This window comes from Streptomyces sp. JLBJ103, assembly GCF_058215575.1.
Genome location: NZ_CM177089.1, coordinates 7491197 through 7510977, shown reverse-complemented (window position 1 = coordinate 7510977; position 19781 = coordinate 7491197). Strand labels below are relative to the sequence as shown.

Genomic DNA, 19781 nt, shown 5'->3' with positions numbered 1-19781 from the left:
GTCACGCTTCGCCGAACTCGGCGTCGATCATTTGGAAGACCTCGTCCATCGTTGTGGCCGCTTCGATGCGCTCGGCCGTGCTCTCCGCTTCGTCGTCGTCGGCGACGACCGACAACAGGCGGCGCAGACGCTCGGCCACCTGGCGCCGGTCGTCTTCGGCGATCGTGGCGAGCATGTCCTCCAGCTTCTTGAGTTCCTTGTGGATGGGTGGTTCGGCGGCTGCGACACCGCCGAATTCGGCGAGTAGCAGGCGCGCGATCTCCGCGGGTGTGGGGTAGTCGAACACCAACGTGGCGGGCAGGCTCACACCGGTGGCCTGAGTCAGCCGGTTGCGCAGGTCGACGGCGCCGAGCGAGTCGAAGCCGATTTCCTGGAAGGCGCGTTCGGGTTCGATGGCAGCGGCCGAGGCATGCCCGAGCACGGCCGCCACCTGGCCGCAGACCATGTCCAGGATGACCTGCTCCCGGTCCTCCGCGGCGACTCCGGCCAGCTGGTCACGCAGGGACACCGTGGTGGTCTCCACGCGCCGGGCCGGGGCGGGTGCCAGCCCGCGCAGGACGGCCGGGATCGACCCGGCCCTGGCCTGGGCACGCAGCACCGCGGTGTCCAGCCGGACCGGCGCCAACAGCGCCACGTCGGAGGTCAGGGCCTCGTCGAACAGACCGAGACCCAACTCGGTCGTCAACGCCTTGGCCCCCATACGCTCCAGCCGGGCCAACTCCCCCTGACCGAGCTGTGCGGCCATACCCACGGCCTCCGACCACAGACCCCACGCCAGCGAGGTCGCGGGAAGCCCCACAGCACGCCGCGACGCCGCCAGCGCGTCAAGAGCCGCGTTCGCGGCGGCATAGTTGCCCTGACCAGGGCTGCCGATCAGCGCGGCCACCGAAGAGAACAAGATGAACGCGGAGAGGTCGGCCTCAGCGGTCAGCTCGTGCAGATGCCACGCCGCGTCCACCTTCGGTCGCATCACCCGCTCGATCTGTTCCGGCGACAGCGACTCGACCACACCGTCCTCAAGCACACCAGCCGCATGCACCACACCCATCAGCGGACGCTCCACCGAGCCCAGAGCGGCAGCAAGCTGCTCACGGTCGGACACATCACACGCCACCACCCGGGCCCGGCAGTCGAGCGCCTCCAGCTCCGCCACCAACTCCGCGACACCATCAGCGCTCGGGCCCCTACGACTGAGCAACAGCAGATGACGCACACCATGCGCGGCCGCGAGATGACGGGCAAACACCGCACCCAGACCACCCGTACCACCGGTGACCACCACAGTGCCCTCGGAGTCGAACGCGGTCGCCGACTCACCAGCGGCGGCCGTGCGCGACAACCTCGGCGTCAGCAACTGCCCGCCGCGCACCGCGAGCTGCGGCTCGTCCGTCTCCAGCACCGCGCCCCAGTCCGGCTCATCGCCGTCCAGGTCCACCAGGACGAACCGCCCCGGGTGCTCCGACTGGGCACTCCGCAGCAGACCCCACGTCGCCGCCTGGGCAACAGCGGGAGCCTCACCGTCGATGGACACCGCACCGCGGGTCACCACGACCAGCCGGGACTCACCCAGCCACTCGCTGGCCAGCCACTTCTGTACCAGCTCCAACGTCTCACCGGTGGCAGCTCGGGCCGCCCCGGCCACATCACCGTCCGGGGTGCCGACCGCGGTCAGCACCACCTCGGGTGCACTCGCACCATCGGCCAGAGCCTTTTCCAGCGTGGCCAGATCGGCGAACCGGTCCACCGACCCACCACCGATCTCGCCGAGCGCGGCGAAACCGACGGGCCGTGCCGCGGCGGCCTTCGCGGGGACCCAGTCCATCTCGTAGAGGTGGCGTTCACCGTCCTGCCGCGCGGCTTCCAGATGCGCCTGTTCCACCGGGCGGACGTCGAGCCGCCGCAGGCAGGCGAGCGGCAGACCGTCGTCGCCCGCGATGTCGAGCCGCAGGGAGGTCGGGTCCGGCAGGGTGATCCGCACCCGGACCCGGGTGAGCCCGAAGCGCTCCAACTGCACACCGGACCAGGAGAACGGCAGCCCGCTGGGGTTGTCCTCACCCATGTCGAGCATGCCGAGCCCGCCGTGCAGGGCGGAGTCGAACATCGCCGGGTGGATGGCGAACCCGTCGGCCGGGCCGGCCACTTCGGGCAGCGCCAGCTCGACAAGGACCTCGTCGCCCCGGCGCCAGGCGGACTGCACGGCGCGGAAGGCCGGGCCGTAGTCGAAGCCCACGTCGGTGAGGTGGGCGTTCCGGTTGAGTAGCGTGTACAGCTCGGACACGGCGAGGGACTCGGCATCCGCGGGCGGCCACGGGACGGGCAGCGCCTCCAGGGGTTCGGCCTTGGCGGAGAGCCAGCCGCGGGCGTGGCAGGTCAGCTCGGTGGCTTCGTCCTCGCCGCCCTCGATCCGGGAGAAGAAGGCGATCTCGCGACGGCCGTCCTCACCGGCCTGGCCGACCATGACCCGGATCTGCCGCGTGACGTGGTCCTCCAGGACCAGGGGGGCGGCGATGACCAGCTCGTCCACAACATCGCTGCCCAGCCGCCTGCCGATGGTCAGTGCCATCTCGACCATCGCGGCGCCGGGCACCAGCACGATGCCGAACACCATGTGATCGCGAGTCCACGGCTGGGTCTCCTGGGACATGCTCCCGGTGAACACCCATTCGTCGCGGTCACCGACCTGCACGGCCGCGGCGAGGATCGGGTGCCTCATCCGGTCCAGACCGGCAGCTGTGGCATCACCGGCGCCGGGCTTACGGGAGAGCCAGTAGTTCTCGCGCTGGAAGGCGTAGGTGGGCAGATCGACGGGCTGGGCGCCGGTGTTGGCGTAGAAGGCGTTCCAGTCCACCTCCACGCCCGCGGTGTGGGCGCGGCCGAGGAAAGCCGCGAAGGTCGCGCTCTCGCCGCGCTTGGCGCGCAGGGCGGGGATGAACGCGGCCTCGGTGTCATCCTCCACGCACTGCCGCGCCATCGCCGTCAGGACGGCGTCGGGGCCCAGCTCGAGGAATCGCCGCACGCCCAGGTCCCACAGCGTCCGCACACCGTCGGCGAACCGGACGGCCTGACGGACATGCCGCACCCAGTAGTCGGCGTCGAAGGCCGACACCAGCTCACCGGACACATTGGAGACGACCGGGATGCGAGGCTCGGCATACTCCAACCGTTCCGCCACCGCGCGGAATTCCTCAAGCATCGGCTCCATCCGTGGGGAGTGGAACGCGTGCGACACCCGAAGCCGGGTCGTCTTACGGCCCTCCCATCGCGGCAGCCACTCCTCCGCCGCCTCCTCATCACCCGAGACGACAACGGCCCGCGACCCATTGACCGCGGCGATCTCCAACCGGCCCTCGAACCCGGCAAGGGATTCGGCCACTTCGTCCTCGGCAGCCTGAACGGCAACCATCGCACCACCGGTGGGCAGCGCACCCATCAACCGGCCCCGTGCCACCACCAGTTCGGCAGCATCCGCCAGCGACAGCACACCCGCCACATGAGCGGCAGCGATCTCTCCAACGGAGTGTCCGATCAGGTAGTCCGGGCGCATGCCGAGGGATTCGGCCAGCCGGAACAGCGCCACCTCAACCGCGAACAACACCACCTGCGTGAACTCGGTCGCATTCAGCACCTCACCCTCGGCAGCCAGCAACTCCCGCACCGAACGACCAAGCCGCGGATCCAACTCCGCGCACACCTCGGTCAACGCCTGGTCGAACACCGGAAACGCCCCGGCCAGCTCCAGACCCATCCCCGAACGCTGCGAACCCTGACCCGAGAACAAAAACGCCGTCTGCCCCGCGACACCGGACTCCGGCGACACCTCGGCAAGCCGCGCCAGCAGTTCATCACGGTCACCGGCCACCACCACCGCCCGGCGGTCCAACAGCGCCCGCGAGGTCACCAGCGAGTACGCGGTGTCCGCCACCGACAGATCCGGCCGGGACACCAGATGTGCACGCAACCGCTCCACCTGCGCGCGCAGCGCCGAGTCCGTCCGCGCGGACACCACCACCGGCAGCGGAGTCGCGGGCGCGGTCCGCTCCTCGGCCACCGGCTCCTCGGCCGGAGCCTCCTCGACGATGATGTGCGCGTTGGTACCACTCACACCGAACGACGACACACCCGCACGACGCGGACGACCGTTTGCGACCGGCCACTCCCGGGACTCGGTCAGCAGCTCGACGCGCCCCGACTCCCAGTCCACATGCGGTGACGGCTCATCCACATGCAGGGTCGGCGGCAGCACACCGTGCCGCATCGCCATCACCATCTTGATCACACCCGCCACACCCGCCGCGGCAGACGTATGACCGATGTTCGACTTGATGGACCCCAGCCACAGCGGATCCCCGTCCCGCTCCCGGCCGTACGTGGCCAGCAGCGCCTGCGCCTCGATCGGATCGCCCAGCTTCGTACCCGTCCCGTGGCCCTCGACCGCGTCCACGTCGAACGGTCGCAGCCCGGCGTTCTCGAGGGCGCGTCGGATGACCCGCTCCTGCGAGGGGCCGTTCGGCGCGGTCAGGCCATTGCTGGCGCCGTCCTGGTTGACCGCCGTGCCCCGGATCACACCCAGGATCGCCCGCCCGTTCCGCTGGGCGTCCGACAGCCGTTCCAGCACCACCACACCGACACCGTCGGAGAACCCGGTCCCGTCGGCCGACGCCGAGTACGCCTTGCAGCGTCCGTCCGGCGACACCGCGCGCTGGCGGCTGAACTCGGTCAGGAGGTAGGGGCCGGCCAGCAGGGTCACACCGCCCACCAGCGCCAGGGAGCATTCACCGGCTCGCAGCGCCTGCCCCGCCAGGTGCAGGGCGACGGCGGAGGAGGAGCAGGCGGTGTCCACCGACACCGCCGGACCCTCCAGGCCCAGCGTGTACGCGATCCGGCCGGACACCACGCTTGTCGTGGTCCCGGTCAGGCGGTAGCCCTCCAACTCGCCAGAGGACATGCCGCCGTAGTCGGTGGTCACCACGCCCGCGAACACACCGGTGTCACTGCCGCGCAGCGTCGTCGGGTCGATACTCGCGCGCTCGAACGCCTCCCACGACGCCTCCAGCAGCAGCCGCTGCTGCGGGTCCATCGCGGTGGCCTCGCGCGGGCTGATGCCGAAGAACTCCGCGTCGAACTCCCCGATGCGCTCGAGGAAGGCACCGCCACTGGTGTTGATCTTCCCGTGCTGGTCCGGGTCGGGGTCGTAGATGCCCGGGTCCCAGCCGCGGTCGGTGGGCAGCCCGCCCACCGCGTCACGGCCCTGGGACACCAGCTCCCACAGCTCCTCCGGCGAGGTCACCCCGCCGGGGTAGCGGCAGCTCATGCCGACGATGGCCAGTGGCTCGTCCAGCGTGACCCGCTTCGTCCGGGTGACGGGCTTCGGTGCCGCCTCCACACCGCCGAACTCGGACAACAGCAGCCGCGCGACGGCGGTCGGGGTGGGGTGGTCGAAGATCAGCGTGGCGGGCAGACGTACACCGGTGGCCTGGGTGAGCCGGTTGCGCAGCTCCACCGCGCTCAGCGAGTCGAACCCGAGCTCCTTGAAGGCGCGGTCGGTGTCGATCGCCGTGGCGGAGGCGTGGCCGAGGACGGCCGCCACCTGCTCCCGCACCACATCCAGGACCATCCGCTCCCGGTCGGGCTCCGCGACTCCCGCGAGGCGCTGAGCGAGCGAACCGCCGGTCTCGGCGCGCCGGGCGGGCACGGGTGCCAGACCGCGCAGCAGCGCGGGCAGCAGACCGGACCGGGCCTGGGCCCGCAGCGCGGCCGGGTCGAGCTGGACGGGTGCCAGGAGCGCCGCGCCGGTGCCGAGGGCCAGGTCGAACAGCTCGAGTCCGCGCTGCTGGGACAGCGCGCCCACACCGGTGCGCTCCAGACGGGCCAGGTCGGCCTCGCTGAGCTCGCCCGACATTCCGCCCGCGTCACCCCACAGGCCCCAGGCCAGTGAGGTGGCGGGCAGCCCCGAGGCACGGCGCGACGCGGCGAGCGCGTCCAGCGCGGCGTTGGCCGCCGCGTAGTTGCCCTGACCGGGGCTGCCGATGAGCGCGGCCACCGACGAGAACAGCACGAAGGCCGAGAGGTCGGTCCCGGCGGTCAGTTCGTGCAGATGCCACGCGGCATCCACCTTCGGGCGCATCACCCGCTCGATGTGCTCCGGCGACAGCGCCTCGATCACACCATCGTCAAGTACACCGGCCGCATGCACCACGGCCGTCAGCGGGCGCTCCAGAGAGCCGAGCGCCGCCGCGAGCTGGTCCCGGTCGGACACATCGCACGCTGCGACGCGGACTCGGCAGCCCAGGCCCTCCAGCTCCGTGACCAACTCGGCAGCGCCGTCGGCCTCCGGACCGCGGCGGCTGAGCAGCAGCAGATGACGGGCGCCGTGTGTGGCCGCGAGGTGACGGGCGAACACCGCGCCCAGACCAGCCGGACCACCGGTGACCAGAACGGTCCCGTCCGGGTCGAGAGCGGGCGGTTGACCGGCCGCCGCGTCGGGACGCGCGAGCCGCGGCGCCAGCAACCGGCCGTCTCGTACCGCCCATTGGGGCTCGTCCGTGTTGAGCAGGGCGTCCCAGTCGGGCTCGACACCGTCCACGTCGACCAGTACGAACCGGCCCGGGTGCTCGGACTGCGCACTGCGCAGCAGACCCCATACCGCCGCCTGGGCGGCGTCGGGAACCTCACCATCGACGGCGACCGCATGACGGGTCACCACCACCAGCCGTGCTTCACCCAGCCACTCACTGGCCAGCCATCGCTGCGCCAGAAGGAGCGCTTCACCGGCGGTGGCGCGCGCCGCGCCGGGGGTGTCCTCGCCTGTGGCGGACACGGTGGCGAGCACTGCCCGCGGCGCAGTGGCGCCCTCGGCGAGCGCACGCTCCAAAGCGTCCAGGTCCGGGTAGGTCTCCCCCGCGCCGATCCGGATGTGGTCCGGTGTCCCGTCGGTCGGGCCGGTTTCGATCCGCGTCCATTCCACCGTGTACAGCGACTGCCGCGCGTCACCGCGAGCGCTGTCGATGCGTTCCTGCTCCACGGGACGGACGACGAGGGAGCGTACGGACACCACCGGGGCTCCGTCCTCGTCCACCGCATCCAGCCGCAACGAGGTGCCACCGATCATGGTGGAGCGAACCCGCAACCGCGAAGCACCGGGGCGATGGAGCCGTACACCGCTCCAGCTGAACGGCATGAGATGCGCGGCGGCGTCGTCTCCGGTCAGCAGGACGACACCGCTCTGCAACGCGGAGTCGAAGAGCGCGGGGTGGATGCCGAAGCCCTCGTGGCCCTCGGGCAGGGTCACCTCGGCGTAGGTCTCGTCGCCGTCGCGCCAGACGGCCTCGACACCGTGGAACAGCGGGCCGTAGTCGTATCCGAGGTCGGCGAGACGACCGTAGAGCTCGTCGACGGGCATGGGTTCGGCGTCCTGCGGCGGCCATTTCTCCGGCCAGGCCCCGGCGGGCGCACTGTCGGTGCCGAGGGTGCCGCGGGCGTGACACGTGGTCTCGGTCTCCGCGGTACCGGCGCCGTTCTCCGACCGCGAGTAGATCGCCACATCGCGGCGGCCATCCGGGCCCGACGTCCCGACGGTGATGTGCAGCTGCCGGGTGACGTCGGGCTGTACGACCAGGGGGGATTCCAGCACCAGCTCGTCGAGGACCGGGGCTCCGGTGTGACGTCCGGCGGTGAGGGCCAGCTCGACCAGCCCCGTACCGGGCACGACCATGGTGCCGAGCAGCAGATGTTCCGCGGCCCAGGGCTGGGTCTCCGTGGAGATGCGGCCCGTGAGAACCCATTCGTCGTGGTCGCCGACCCGCACGGCCGCGGCCAGGATGGGGTGCTCGACGCCGACGAGCCCGGCGGCCGAGACATCGCCCGGAGCGGTGCCCGGGGTCAGCCAGTACCGCTCACGCTGGAAGGCGTACGTGGGCAGACCCACGTGCTGCGCACCGGTGTTGGCGTAGAAGGCGTTCCAGTCCACCTCCACACCCGCGGTGTGGGCACAGCCGAGGAAACCGGCGAAGGTCTCCCGCTCGGCATGCTTGGCCCGCAGGGCCGGAATGAACGCCGCCTCGGTGTCATCCTCCACGCACTGCCGCGCCATCGCCGTCAGGACAGCGTCCGGCCCCAGCTCCAGGAACCGCCGCACACCCAGATCCCACAGCGACCGCACACCATCGGCGAACCGGACCGCCTGACGGACATGGCGCACCCAATAATCCGCGTCGAAGGCCGACACCAGCTCACCGGACACATTGGAGACGACCGGGATGCGAGGCTCGGCATAGGTCAGCCCCTCCGCCACCGCGCGGAACTCCTCAAGCATCGGCTCCATCCGCGGGGAGTGGAACGCATGCGACACCCGAAGCCGGGACGTCTTACGACCCTCCCACCAAGGCAGCCACTCCTCCACGGCGTCCTCGTCACCGGACACCACCACCGCCAGCGGCCCGTTCACCGCGGCGATCTCCAACCGGCCTTCGAACCCGGCCAGCGACTCAGCCACCTCAGCCTCAGCAGCCTGAACGGCCACCATCGCGCCACCGGTGGGCAGCGCACCCATCAACCGGCCGCGCGCCACCACCAGTTCGGCAGCATCCGCCAGCGACAGCACACCCGCCACATGCGCGGCAGCGATCTCACCAACCGAATGCCCGATCAGGTAATCCGGCCGCACCCCCAGCGACTCCGCCAACCGGAACAGCGCCACCTCAACCGCGAACAACACCACCTGCGTGAACTCGGTCGCATTCAGCACCTCACCATCAGCGGCCAGCAACTCCCGCACCGAACGACCAAGCCGCGGATCCAACTCCGCACACACCTCGGTCAACGCCCGGTCGAACACCGGAAACGCCCCGGCCAGCTCCAGACCCATCCCCGAACGCTGCGAACCCTGACCCGAGAACAAAAACGCCGACTTACCACCAACAGCCGCCTCACCAACCGTCACCCCGGTCAGCCGCGCCAGCAGCTCCTCCCGGCTCCCGGCCACCACCACCGCCCGGCGGTCCAGCAACGCGCGCGATGTCACCAGGGAGTACGCCGTGTCCACCACGGACACCTCAGGCCGCGCCATCAGGTGCGAACGCAACCGCTCCACCTGCGCCCGCAACGCCTCGTCCGTCCGCGCGGACACCACCACCGGCACCGCACCAGCGGGCCGCACGGGCACGACCGGCGTCGTTTCCTCGGACGGCTCCTCGGCCGGAGCCTCCTCGAGGATCAGATGCGCGTTGGTGCCACTCACACCGAACGAGGAGACACCCGCACGACGCGGACGCCCCTCAACCCGCCAGTCCCGGGCCTCGGTCAGCAACTCGACGCGCCCCGACTCCCAGTCCACATGCGGCGACGGCTCATCCACATGCAGGGTCGGCGGCAGCACACCGTGCCGCATCGCCATCACCATCTTGATCACACCCGCCACACCCGCCGCGGCAGACGTATGACCGATGTTCGACTTGATGGACCCCAGCCACAGCGGATCCCCGTCCCGCTCCCGGCCGTACGTAGCCAGCAGGGCATGGGCCTCGATCGGGTCCCCGAGCTTGGTGCCCGTCCCGTGGCCTTCCACCGCGTCGATCTCGACCGGGCTCAACCCGGCGCTGGCCAGGGCCTGGCGGATGACCCGCTCCTGCGACGGACCGTTCGGCGCGGTCAGACCGTTGCTGGCGCCATCCTGGTTGACCGCGCTGCCCCGGATCAGACCGAGGATCGTCCGCCCGTTGCGCTGGGCGTCCGACAGCCGCTCCAGCACCACCAGACCGACGCCGTCGGAGAATCCGGTCCCGTCCGCGGACGCCGAGTACGCCTTGCACCGCCCGTCGCGGGCCAGTCCGCGCTGCCGGCTGAACTCCACGAACAGGAAGGGCCCGGCCAGCACGGTGACACCACCGGCGAGCGCGAGCGAGCACTCGCCCGCCCGCAGGGCCTGCGCGGCCAGGTGCAGGGCCACGAGGGAGGCGGAGCACGCGGTGTCGATCGAGACCGCCGGTCCCTCGAGACCGAGGCTGTAGGCGACGCGGCCGGACATGACACTGCTCTGGGTGCCGGTCACCCGGAACCCCTCCAGCTCGGGCAGCGTCGACGGGCCGTAGTCGGAGGAGACGGTGCCCGCGAACACACCGGTGTCGCTGCCCCGCAGGGTCGTCGGGTCGATGCCCGCGTCCTCCAGGGCCTCCCACGCCGTCTCCAGCGTCAGCCGCTGGGTCGGGTCCATGGCCAGCGCCTCACGCGGACTGATCCCGAAGAAGTCGGCGTCGAAGGTGGGAACGGTGTCGACGAACCCGCCTTCGGTCGCATAGGCGCTGCCCGGCCGCTCCGGGTCGGGGTCGTAGAGCCGCTCCAGGTCCCAGCCGCGGTCGGTCGGGAACGGGCCCATGGCGTCCCGCCCGGACGCCACCAGCTCCCACAGTTCCTCCGGCGAGGTCACCCCGCCGGGGAAACGGCAGCTCATGCCGACGATCGCGATCGGCTCGACATCACGCTGCTCCAGCTCGCGCACCTTGCGGTTGGCGGTGCGCAGTTCGGAGGTCACCCGGCGCAGATAGCTGCGGAGTTTCTGCTCTTCGCCCATCGATCCGCTCGATCCGCTCAGGCCGTTGTCTGTCTTCCCGGTCATGCGGATCCGAGCTCCTTGTCGATCAGGTCGAACATCTCGCTGTCGGAGACGAAGTCGAGGTCGTCTTCGGGGGTGTTGTCAGTGGTGTCGTGGCCGCCGCCCGTCGTGCTCAGCAGGATCTTCAGCCGGTTGCTGAGCGAGCGCAGCCGCGGTTCCGCACCGACCAGTTGCTGTTCCTGCTCGGACAGGGTGATCAGAAGTGTCTCGAGCCGCTGGAGCTCTTCCTCGAGCGGCGAGGAGCGCTGTGCGCTGGTGGCTCCGCCGACCTCGGCGAGGATCAGCCGGGCGACCTCGATCGGGGTGGGGTGGTCGAAGACCAGCGTCGCGGGCAGGCGGATACCGGTCACCTGGCTGAGGCGGTTGCGCACCTCGACCGCGGCGAGGGAGTCGAAGCCGAGCTCCTTGAAGCTGCGTTCGGGGTCGATGGCGGCGGCCGAGGCATGGCCGAGCACGGACGCGACCTGGGTACCCACCAGGTCCAGCACGACCTGCTCGCGGTCGGCCTCGGCCACTCCGGCGAGCCGCCGCTCGAGCGACCGCGCGTTGTCGGCACGGCGCGCGGGGGCTCGTACCAGACCCCGGAGCAGGGCGGGCAGCATGCCGGACCGGGCCTGGACGCGCAGCGCGGCGGGGTCAAGGCGCACCGGGGCCAGCAGGGCCGCCTCGGAGCCGAGGGCCTGGTCGAAGAGTTCCAGGCCGAGGTCGCCGGAGATCGCGCCGATGCCGGTGCGCTCCATACGGGCGAGGTCGGCCTCGTCCAGCTCACCGGTCATCCCGGTGGAGTCGGACCACAGGCCCCAGGCCAGGGAGAGGGTGGGCAGACCGGCCGCCCTGCGCAGCGCGGCGAGTGCGTCGACGGCGGCGTTGGCTGCGGCGTAGTTGGCCTGGCCCGGGTTGCCGAGCAGTCCGGCGGCGGAGGAGAACAGCACGAACGCCGAGAGGTCCATCCGCGCGGTGAGCTCGTGCAGATGCCATGCGGCATCGAGCTTCGGCCGCATGACGTGGCGCATCTGCTCGGGCGTCAGCGACTCGATGACGCCGTCGGCCAGCACACCGGCTGTGTGGATCACAGCGGTGAGCGGGCGGTCGAGCGAGTCGAGGAGACCGGCGACCTGTTCGCGGTCGGCCACGTCGCAGGCGGCCACGTGTGCCTGCGCGCCGAGCGCTGCCAGCTCGCCGACGAGCTCGGCGGCGCCCTCGGCGGCCGGGCCACGCCTGCTGACCAGCAGCAGGTGGCGTACGCCGTGGCGGGTGACGAGGTGTTTGGCGAACAGGGCGCCCAGGCCACCGGTGCCACCGGTGATCAGCACGGTGCGCTCGGGGTCCAGGGGTGCCGGCACGGTGAGTACGACCTTGCCGACGTTGCGGCCCTCGCGCAGGAAGCGGAACGCCTCCTGGCCCCGGCGCACATCCCAAGCGCGGATCGGCGAGGGGGACAGCATGCCGCGTTCGAACAGGTCGGCGATGGCGACCAGCATCTCTTGGATGCGCTCCGGCCCCGCCTCCATCAGGTCGTAGGAGCGGTAGCGCACACCGGCCCACCGCTGTGCGATGGCCTCGGGGTCGCGGATGTCGGTCTTGCCCATCTCGATGAAGCGACCGCCTCGCGGCAGCAGTTCCAGTGTGGCATCGACGAACTCGCCCGCCAGGGAGTTCAGGACGACATCCACACCCGTGTCACCGGTGGCCTGGTGGAGGGCTTCGCGGAAGTCCAGGTCGCGGGAGTTGGCGATGCGCTCCGCGGGCACGCCCAGGGCGCGTACGGCGTCCCACTTGGCCGGGCTCGCCGTGGCGAACACCTCGGCGCCGAAGTGGTGGGCGAGTTGTACGGCGGCCATGCCGACGCCACCGGCGGCGGCGTGCACCAGCAGCTTCTCGCCCGCTTGCAGGTCGGCCAGGTCGACCAGACCGTAGTACGCGGTCAGGTAGACGACGGGGATCGCGGCCGCCTCGGCGAAGGTGAGGTGTTCCGGCATGGCCGCGACGGTCTTCCGGTCGGCGACGGCGACGGGGCCGAAGGCGTCCATCACCAGTCCGAACACCCGGTCGCCGGGCTTGAGGTCGGTCACACCGGAGCCGACCTCGAGCACCACACCCGCCGCCTCGCTGCCCAGGGGCGCTTCACCCGGGTACATGCCGAGGGCGATGAGCACGTCGCGGAAGTTGAGGCCGGCGGCCCGGATGGCGACGCGGACCTCGCCGACGCCCAGTGCGCGGGTGCCGTCGGAGGGCAGGATGGTGAGGTTCTCCAGGGAGCCCTTCTGCCTGCTGCCCAGCCGCCACGCCGCACCGGACGGCCCGGCCACCGGCCGTCCCAGCCGGGGGGCCAGCAGCGCGCCGCCACGGACGGCCAACTGCGGCTCGTCCAGACCGGCCAGGGAACTCCAGTCCGGCTGGGTGCCACCGTCGGTGTCGACCAGGACAAAGCGGCCGGGGTGTTCGGTCTGCGCGCTGCGCAGCAGACCCCAGGCCGGTGCCTGGGCCAGGTCCACGGACTCCGCGCCGACGGCGACCGCCTGCCGGGTCACCGCCACGAGGGTGGCCTCGCCCAGCCATTCGCTGGCCAGCCACCGCTGAGCCAGGGCGAGGGTGCGCTCGGCGACCTCGTTGGCGGCATGGGCGGGGTCGTCCGCGGCTGGGGTCGCGATCTCGGCGAGCACCAGGTCGGCACCGGCGGCGCCGTCAGCGAGGGCGGCCTCCAGGGCGGGCAGATCGGCGTAGCGCTCACCCGGCGCGTCGAGATCGCCGAGGACCACCACACGGGCCGGCGAGGACGTGCCGGTGATCGGCGTCCAGTCCAGCTGGAACAGCGCGTTCTGCTCGCCCCGGGCGCGGGTCAACTGCGCCGGGTCCACCGGGCGTACGGCGAGGCTGTCGACGGAGACGACCATCTCGCCGTTCTCGTCGGCGACATCGACGCGGAAGGCGGACTCGCCCGTGGCGCCGATGCGCACCCGTACCCGGGAGGTGGCGGGGTGGCCGCAGCGCACTCCGGACCAGGAGAACGGCAGGTCCGGAGCGGTTCCGGGGTCCTTGTCCAGCATGCAGGCGTGCAGTGCGGAGTCGAACAGCGCCGGGTGGATGGCGAATCCGTCGACGGCGGTGTCCTCCGGCAGGGCCACCTCGGCGTACACCTCGGTGCCGCTGCGCCACACCGCCTGGACGCCCTGGAACAGCGGGCCGTAGTCGAGCCCGACGTCGGCCAGCCGCTCGTACAGGGCGTCGGCGGAGGTCTCAACGGCGGCGACCGGCGGCCAGGAGGCGGGGAAGGGCGTGGCGGACCCGTCGGCGTCGGGGGCCAGCCAGCCGCGCGCGTGCCGGACGACCTGCCGCTCGCCGTCCTCGCCGGTCCCGGAGGTGCCGTTCCCGGAGGTGGCGGTTTCGGGGAGGGAGTGAAGGGCGACCTCGCGACGGCCGTCCTCCCCCGGCACGCCCACGGTGACCCTGATGTGCCGGGCGAAGCCCTCGTCGAGGGTCAGCGGAACCTCGAAGATCAGCTCGTCGAGGAGTTCACAGCCGAGGTGGCGGGCGGCGGCGAGGACGAGTTCGACGAGCGCGGCGCCCGGCACGATCACCGAGCCCAGCACCACATGGTCGCTCACCCACGGCTGCGACTCGGTGGAGAAGCGACCGGTGAACACCCACTCGTCGCGGTCGGCGACCTGCACGGCCGCGCCCAGGACCGGGTGCCGCAGCCGGTCCAGACCGACCGCCGCGACATCACCGCCCTGCGCCGACGGAGTCAGCCAGTACTTCTCCCGCTGGAAGGCGTAGGTGGGCAGGTCCACCCGCTGTGCGCCGGTGCCCCCGTACACCGCTTCCCAGTCGATGCGCACACCCGCGACATGCGTCTGGCCGAGCGAGAGCAGGAACCGGGGCAGTCCGCCCTCGTCCCGTCGCAGGGAGCCGACCACGGCGACGCGGCCCACCGCGTCCCGCGCCTCGACGGTCTCGTCGACCGCCATCGTCAGCACCGGATGCGGCGACACCTCGACAAAGCAGCCCATGCCCTTGTCGATGAGGGCGCGGATGGCGGGCTCGAACCCGACCTGCCCGCGCAGGTTCCGGTACCAGTACGCGGCGTCCATGGTGGCGGTGTCGATGAACCCGCCGGTCACCGTGGAGTAGAAGGGCACCCGCCCGCTCGACGGTTCGACCGGCGCGAGCGCCTCCAGCAGTTCGGCCTCGATGGCCTCCACCTGGGCCGAGTGCGACGCGTAGTCCACCTTGACCCGGCGGGCCCGCACCCCGTCGCGTTCACAGGCCGCGAGCACCTCGTCCAGTGCCTGCGGCTCTCCGGCGACGATCGCCGCTGCCGGGCCGTTGACCGCCGCCACCGAGATCCGGCCCTGGTACGGGGCGATCAGCTCCTCGGCCCGCTCCACCGGCAGGGCGACGGACATCATGCCGCCGAGCCCGGCGAGGCGGTCACGGACCAACTGGCTGCGCAGCGCCACGATCCGGGCCGCGTCCTGCAGCGACAGACCACCGGCCACATACGCCGCGGCGATCTCGCCCTGCGAGTGGCCGACCACTGCCGACGGCTCCACACCGCAGGAGCGCCACAGCGCCGCCAGGCTCACCATCACCGAGAAGAGGGCGGGCTGCACCACATCGACGCGTTCCAGGGTCGGCGCGCCGGGCGCACCGCGCAGCACATCCTCCAGGCGCCAGTCCACGAACTCGGCAAGCGCCTCACCACACGCGGCCATCTCGGCGGCGAACTCCGGGGAGGAATCCAGCAGTTCGACGGCCATACCCACCCATTGCGCACCCTGCCCGGGGAACACGAACACCGGCTTCACACCCGCACCGGCGACCTGGCCCTCCGCCACGTTCGCGGCCGGCTCAGCCGAACTCAGCTCGCTCAGACCGGTCAGCAGGGCGCCCCGGTCGGTGGCCACGACCACGGCGCGGCGCTCGAGATGGGCGCGGGCGGTCGCCTGAGCGAAGGCGATGTCCAGGTGGTCCAGCTCCGGACGAGCGATCATGTGCGCCCGCAGCCGGTCGGCCTGCTCACGCAGTGCCGCCTCGCCGCGCGCCGAGAGCGGTACGAGAACCGGCGGCCGGACACCCGTGCCGTGCTCCCCGGTCGGCGCGTGGTCCTCGGCCGGCTCTGCTTCCGGGGCCTCCTCCAGGATCACATGGGCGTTGGTGCCGCTCACACCGAACGACGAGACGCCCGCGCGACGGACGCGCTCCCCCGGCGCCCAGGGCCGGGCCTCGGTCAGCAGCGCGACCTCGCCCGACGCCCAGTCCACATGCGAGGACGGGGCGTCCACGTGCAGGGTGGGCGGAAGCGTCTGATGACGCATCGCCATCACCATCTTGATCACGCCCGCCACCCCGGCCGCGGCCTGGGTGTGGCCGAAGTTCGACTTGATCGAGCCGAGCCACAGGGGGCCGTTCTCCCGGTTCTGGCCGTAGGTGGCCAGCAGAGCTTCCGCCTCGATGGGGTCACCGAGCGGGGTTCCCGTGCCATGCCCCTCGACGGCGTCCACATCGGACGGGGACAGCCCGGCGGCGGCCAGCGCCTGCCGGATCACCCGCTCCTGGGACGGGCCGTTGGGCGCGGTCAGGCCATTGCTGGCGCCGTCCTGGTTGACGGCGCTGCCGCGCACGAGGGCCAGGATCTGCCGTCCGTTGCGCTGGGCGTCGGAGAGCCGCTCCAGGACGAGCAGGCCCATGCCTTCCGCCCAGCCGACACCGTCCGCCGCCTCCGCGTACGCCTTGCAGCGGCCGTCGGGCGACAGGGCACGCTGGCGGCTGAACTCGATGAAGGCGCTGGGCCGGGCGAGGGTCGTCGCTCCGCCGACCACGGCGAGCGAGCACTCCTTGGCGCGCAGGGACTTGGCCGCCAGGTCGATCGCCACGAGGGAGGAGGAGCACACCGTGTCCACGGTGACCGCGGGGCCCTCGAAGCCGAAGGTGTAGCTGATACGGCCCGATGCCACGCTGGGCGAGGACGCGATGGAGAGGTAGCCCTCGATCTCCGGCCGCCGGTCGCTGAGGCCCGCGACGAATTGGTAGTCGGAGAACATGAGCCCGCAGAAGACGCCGGTGTCGCTCTCCTTGAGCGTCAGCGGGTCTATTCCCGCGTCCTCGAACGCCTCCCACGCCCCTTCGAGCAGCAGCCGCTGCTGCGGGTCCATGGCCAGTGCCTCACGGGGGCTGATACCGAAGAACTCGGCGTCGAAATCCGCCATGTTGTCGAGGAATCCGCCGTGGCGGGTATAGGCCGTACCGGGGTGGTCCGGGTCCGGGTCATAGAGGTTGTCCAGGTCCCAGCCGCGGTCGTCGGGGAACTCCGAGAACCCCATGCGTCCCTCGGCGACCAGCGACCACAATTCCTCCGGTGAGGTCACTCCTCCGGGAAAGCGGCAGCTGATCCCCACAATTGCCAGGGGCTCGCCCGCCTGGTCCAGCAGCTGCTGGTTCTGCCGCCGCAGACGCTCGGTCTCTTTCAGCGACTTACGCAGGGCTCCGACGATGTCGGGCTTCTCGAGGGCCATGCTTGTTTCCCCCACCTTCGGGCTCTTGCCGGCAACCATGTGGTCGACTCTTTAGATCCCGCGGCGACCCGTACGGATACAGCCATTCAAGAGTTTTTTCCCGAGAGAGGTTTGAGGGCATCCGATGCTGTGACGGACCGGCCCGGAGGAACTTTCGGGCATGGCGAAGCGACCCGGCCGCGCGGGGCTCCGGGATGGATACCGAAGCCCGCGCGGCGGGTCGCCCCGAGCCGTCAGAACCTCACGGCTTCACAGCAAGCGCGTCGTCCAGTGCCTTGTTGATGGAATCCGTCAGGCGGGCGCCGTTGTCGGTGAAGAAGAAGTGGCCGCCCTCATGGGTGTCGAGGGTGAACTCACCGGTGGTGCTCCGCTGCCACTCGGCCGCCTCGGGCTCGTTCACCTTGGGATCGGCCGTGCCGATGTGCACATGGACCGGCACCGAGATGCGCTTCTCCGGCGAGGCGCAATACGTCTCCGCCAGCCGGTAGTCGGCACGCATGGGAGGCAGGACCATATCGAGGATCTCCTCGTCCTGGAGCAGTTCATGTCCCATGCCGCCCAGCAGCGCCATCTCCTGGAGAAAGGCTTCATCGCCTTTGAGGTGCGTTCCCTCGTCCTTGCGCAGCGTCGGTGCCACCCGGCCGCAGGCGAAGAGGGCCAATGGCGCATTGTCCTTGGCCTCCAGACGATGAGTCACCTCAAAGGCCACCAGCGCGCCCATGCTGTTTCCCATCAGGACGACAGGCAGATCGTTCCACTCGCCGATGAGTTCGGCGATCTCGTCCGCCAGCTCCTCGACGGTTTCCCTGAAAGGCTCATGACGTCGATCCTGCCGACCGGGGTACTGCACTCCATGGACGTCCACATCGCGGAATCCGCGCGCGAACTGGAAGTAGGAGTTCGCCGAACCTCCGGCGTGCGGAAGGAAAATCAATCTGGCCTTGGGATCGTCCGTGGAGCTGAGTTTGCGGATCCAGCGGCCGAATTCTTCTGTGGTGCCCATAAGGGACCCTCCCCGTTCATTTCAGCATGACGTCGACTGGCTTTTGGAGATCAACTGGCGTCGTCGACCTTCTGCATGGCGACGCCCTCGTTCTCCTTCGGTGTCTTCTGCGACGGGAAGCGGATGAACAGGGTGCAGGCGATCGCGCCCAGCACCAGGAAGGCGACGGGCAGCAGACCCGTCTCGCTGAGCGCCGTGCTGTAGGGCTCCTTGAACATATCGGGGATGGCGGTGACGCTGCCCTCGACATGCCCCCCGCCCCCGCCGATACCCGGCAGGTGTGCGTCGAGCCGGTCCACGAACAGCGCGCCGACCGCGGCACTGCCGAGCACGGCGCCCACCTGGCGGTTGGTGTTGTAAACGCCCGAGCCCGCGCCGGACTGGTGGATGGGGAGGTTGCGGGTGGCGATGGCGCCCAGCGGGCCCCAGACCATGCCGTTGCCGATACCGGTCACGGCGGCCGTGGCCGAGAACATCCACAGGTCCGAGTCCGGCTTCATCAACTCGCTGTACCCGAAGATGGTGATGCCGAACAGCACAAATCCGATGGTGGTGAAGGTGCGCGGATGCATCGTGTCGGACAGCTTGCCGACGACCGGGGCGCAGGCACCGGTCAGGATCGCCAGCGGGGCGAAGATCAGGGCCGACTCCATGGAGGTGAGCCCGCGCACGCCCTGGAGGTAGAAGTAGGTGGGCACGGTCATCGCGGTCACCGCGGCGCCCATGGCCGCGATGCCCACGTTGGCCAGCGCGAAGTTGCGGTCGCGGAACAGACTCAGCATCAGCAGGGGCTCGCCCTTGTTGAGCGCCTGTGTCACGACGAACATCGTCAGCACGGCCAGCCCCGCGCCGATCATCAGCCAGATGGTCGCCGACCAGTTTCTGTTGTTGCCCTCCTGAAGGCCGAAGACCAGCAGGAACATGCCCCCGCAGGACAGCACGATGCCGATCAGGTCGAACTTGTGGGGCCTGGTCTCGAGCGCGGGCACCATCTTCCAGGCGAGGACGAAGGCCACGATGCCGACCGGGACGTTGATCAGGAAGATCCACTCCCAGCCGGCGGAGTCCACCAGCAGACCGCCGATGACCGGGCCCACCAGGAGCGCGACTCCGGCGGAACCGCCCCACGCGCCCATGGCGGCGCCCCGCTTGTCCGCCGGGAAGATCCGGGTGACCACCGCCATGGTCTGAGGCGTCATCAGCGCGGCCCCGAGTCCCTGCACGGCACGGGCCGCGATCAGCATGTCGATGCTTCCCGCCACACCGCACCACAGTGAGGCGAGCGTGAACACCACCAGGCCGACCAGATAGACGTTCTTGGGGCCGAAGCGGTCGCCCAGCCGTCCGGTGAAGAGCAACGGCGCGGCGTAGGTGAGCAGATAGGCGCTGGTCACCCAAACCACTTCGGAGACATCGGCCTCAAGTGACTCCATGATGGCGGGGTTGGCGACCGCCACCACGCTCATGTCCAGCAAAATGAGGGAGAATCCGACAAGCAGCGCGCCTAGAACGTGCCACGGATTTCGTTCAACGGTCACGGTTATCTTCCCACCCTCAAGCTGATGTTCCCTTCTCCGGACCACAGATCCGGGCGCACCCGGTCCGGATACATCCGTGGCGGATTCCTGCCACAGATGTGGCAGAGGTCACAGCAGTG

The 19781-nt window shown here is 70.6% G+C and carries 4 protein-coding genes; all 4 read right to left on the bottom strand.

All coding sequences use genetic code 11. From position 1 onward, the window contains the following. Window position 1: 1 nt before the first annotated feature. A complete protein-coding gene (locus AC4BEG_RS32380; protein WP_490707276.1) occupies window positions 2–10564 on the bottom strand; it encodes an SDR family NAD(P)-dependent oxidoreductase in 10563 nt (3520 codons plus the stop codon). A 41-nt stretch (window positions 10565–10605) separates the two neighbouring features. Next, window positions 10606–17121 carry an SDR family NAD(P)-dependent oxidoreductase gene (locus AC4BEG_RS32375; protein WP_490703219.1) on the bottom strand — a complete coding sequence of 2172 codons (6516 nt, stop codon included), beginning with the start codon at window positions 17119–17121 and terminating at the stop codon, window positions 10606–10608. Between the two features lie 241 nt (window positions 17122–17362). Then, the gene (locus tag AC4BEG_RS32370) at window positions 17363–18124 is read right to left on the bottom strand and encodes a thioesterase II family protein (protein WP_490703218.1); all 762 of its coding nucleotides are present in this window, start codon (window positions 18122–18124) and stop codon (window positions 17363–17365) included. Between the two features lie 50 nt (window positions 18125–18174). Beyond that, on the bottom strand, window positions 18175–19590 hold the full coding sequence (locus AC4BEG_RS32365; protein ID WP_490703217.1) for an MFS transporter: 1416 nt from the start codon (window positions 19588–19590) through the stop codon (window positions 18175–18177). Window positions 19591–19781: the final 191 nt, after the last annotated feature.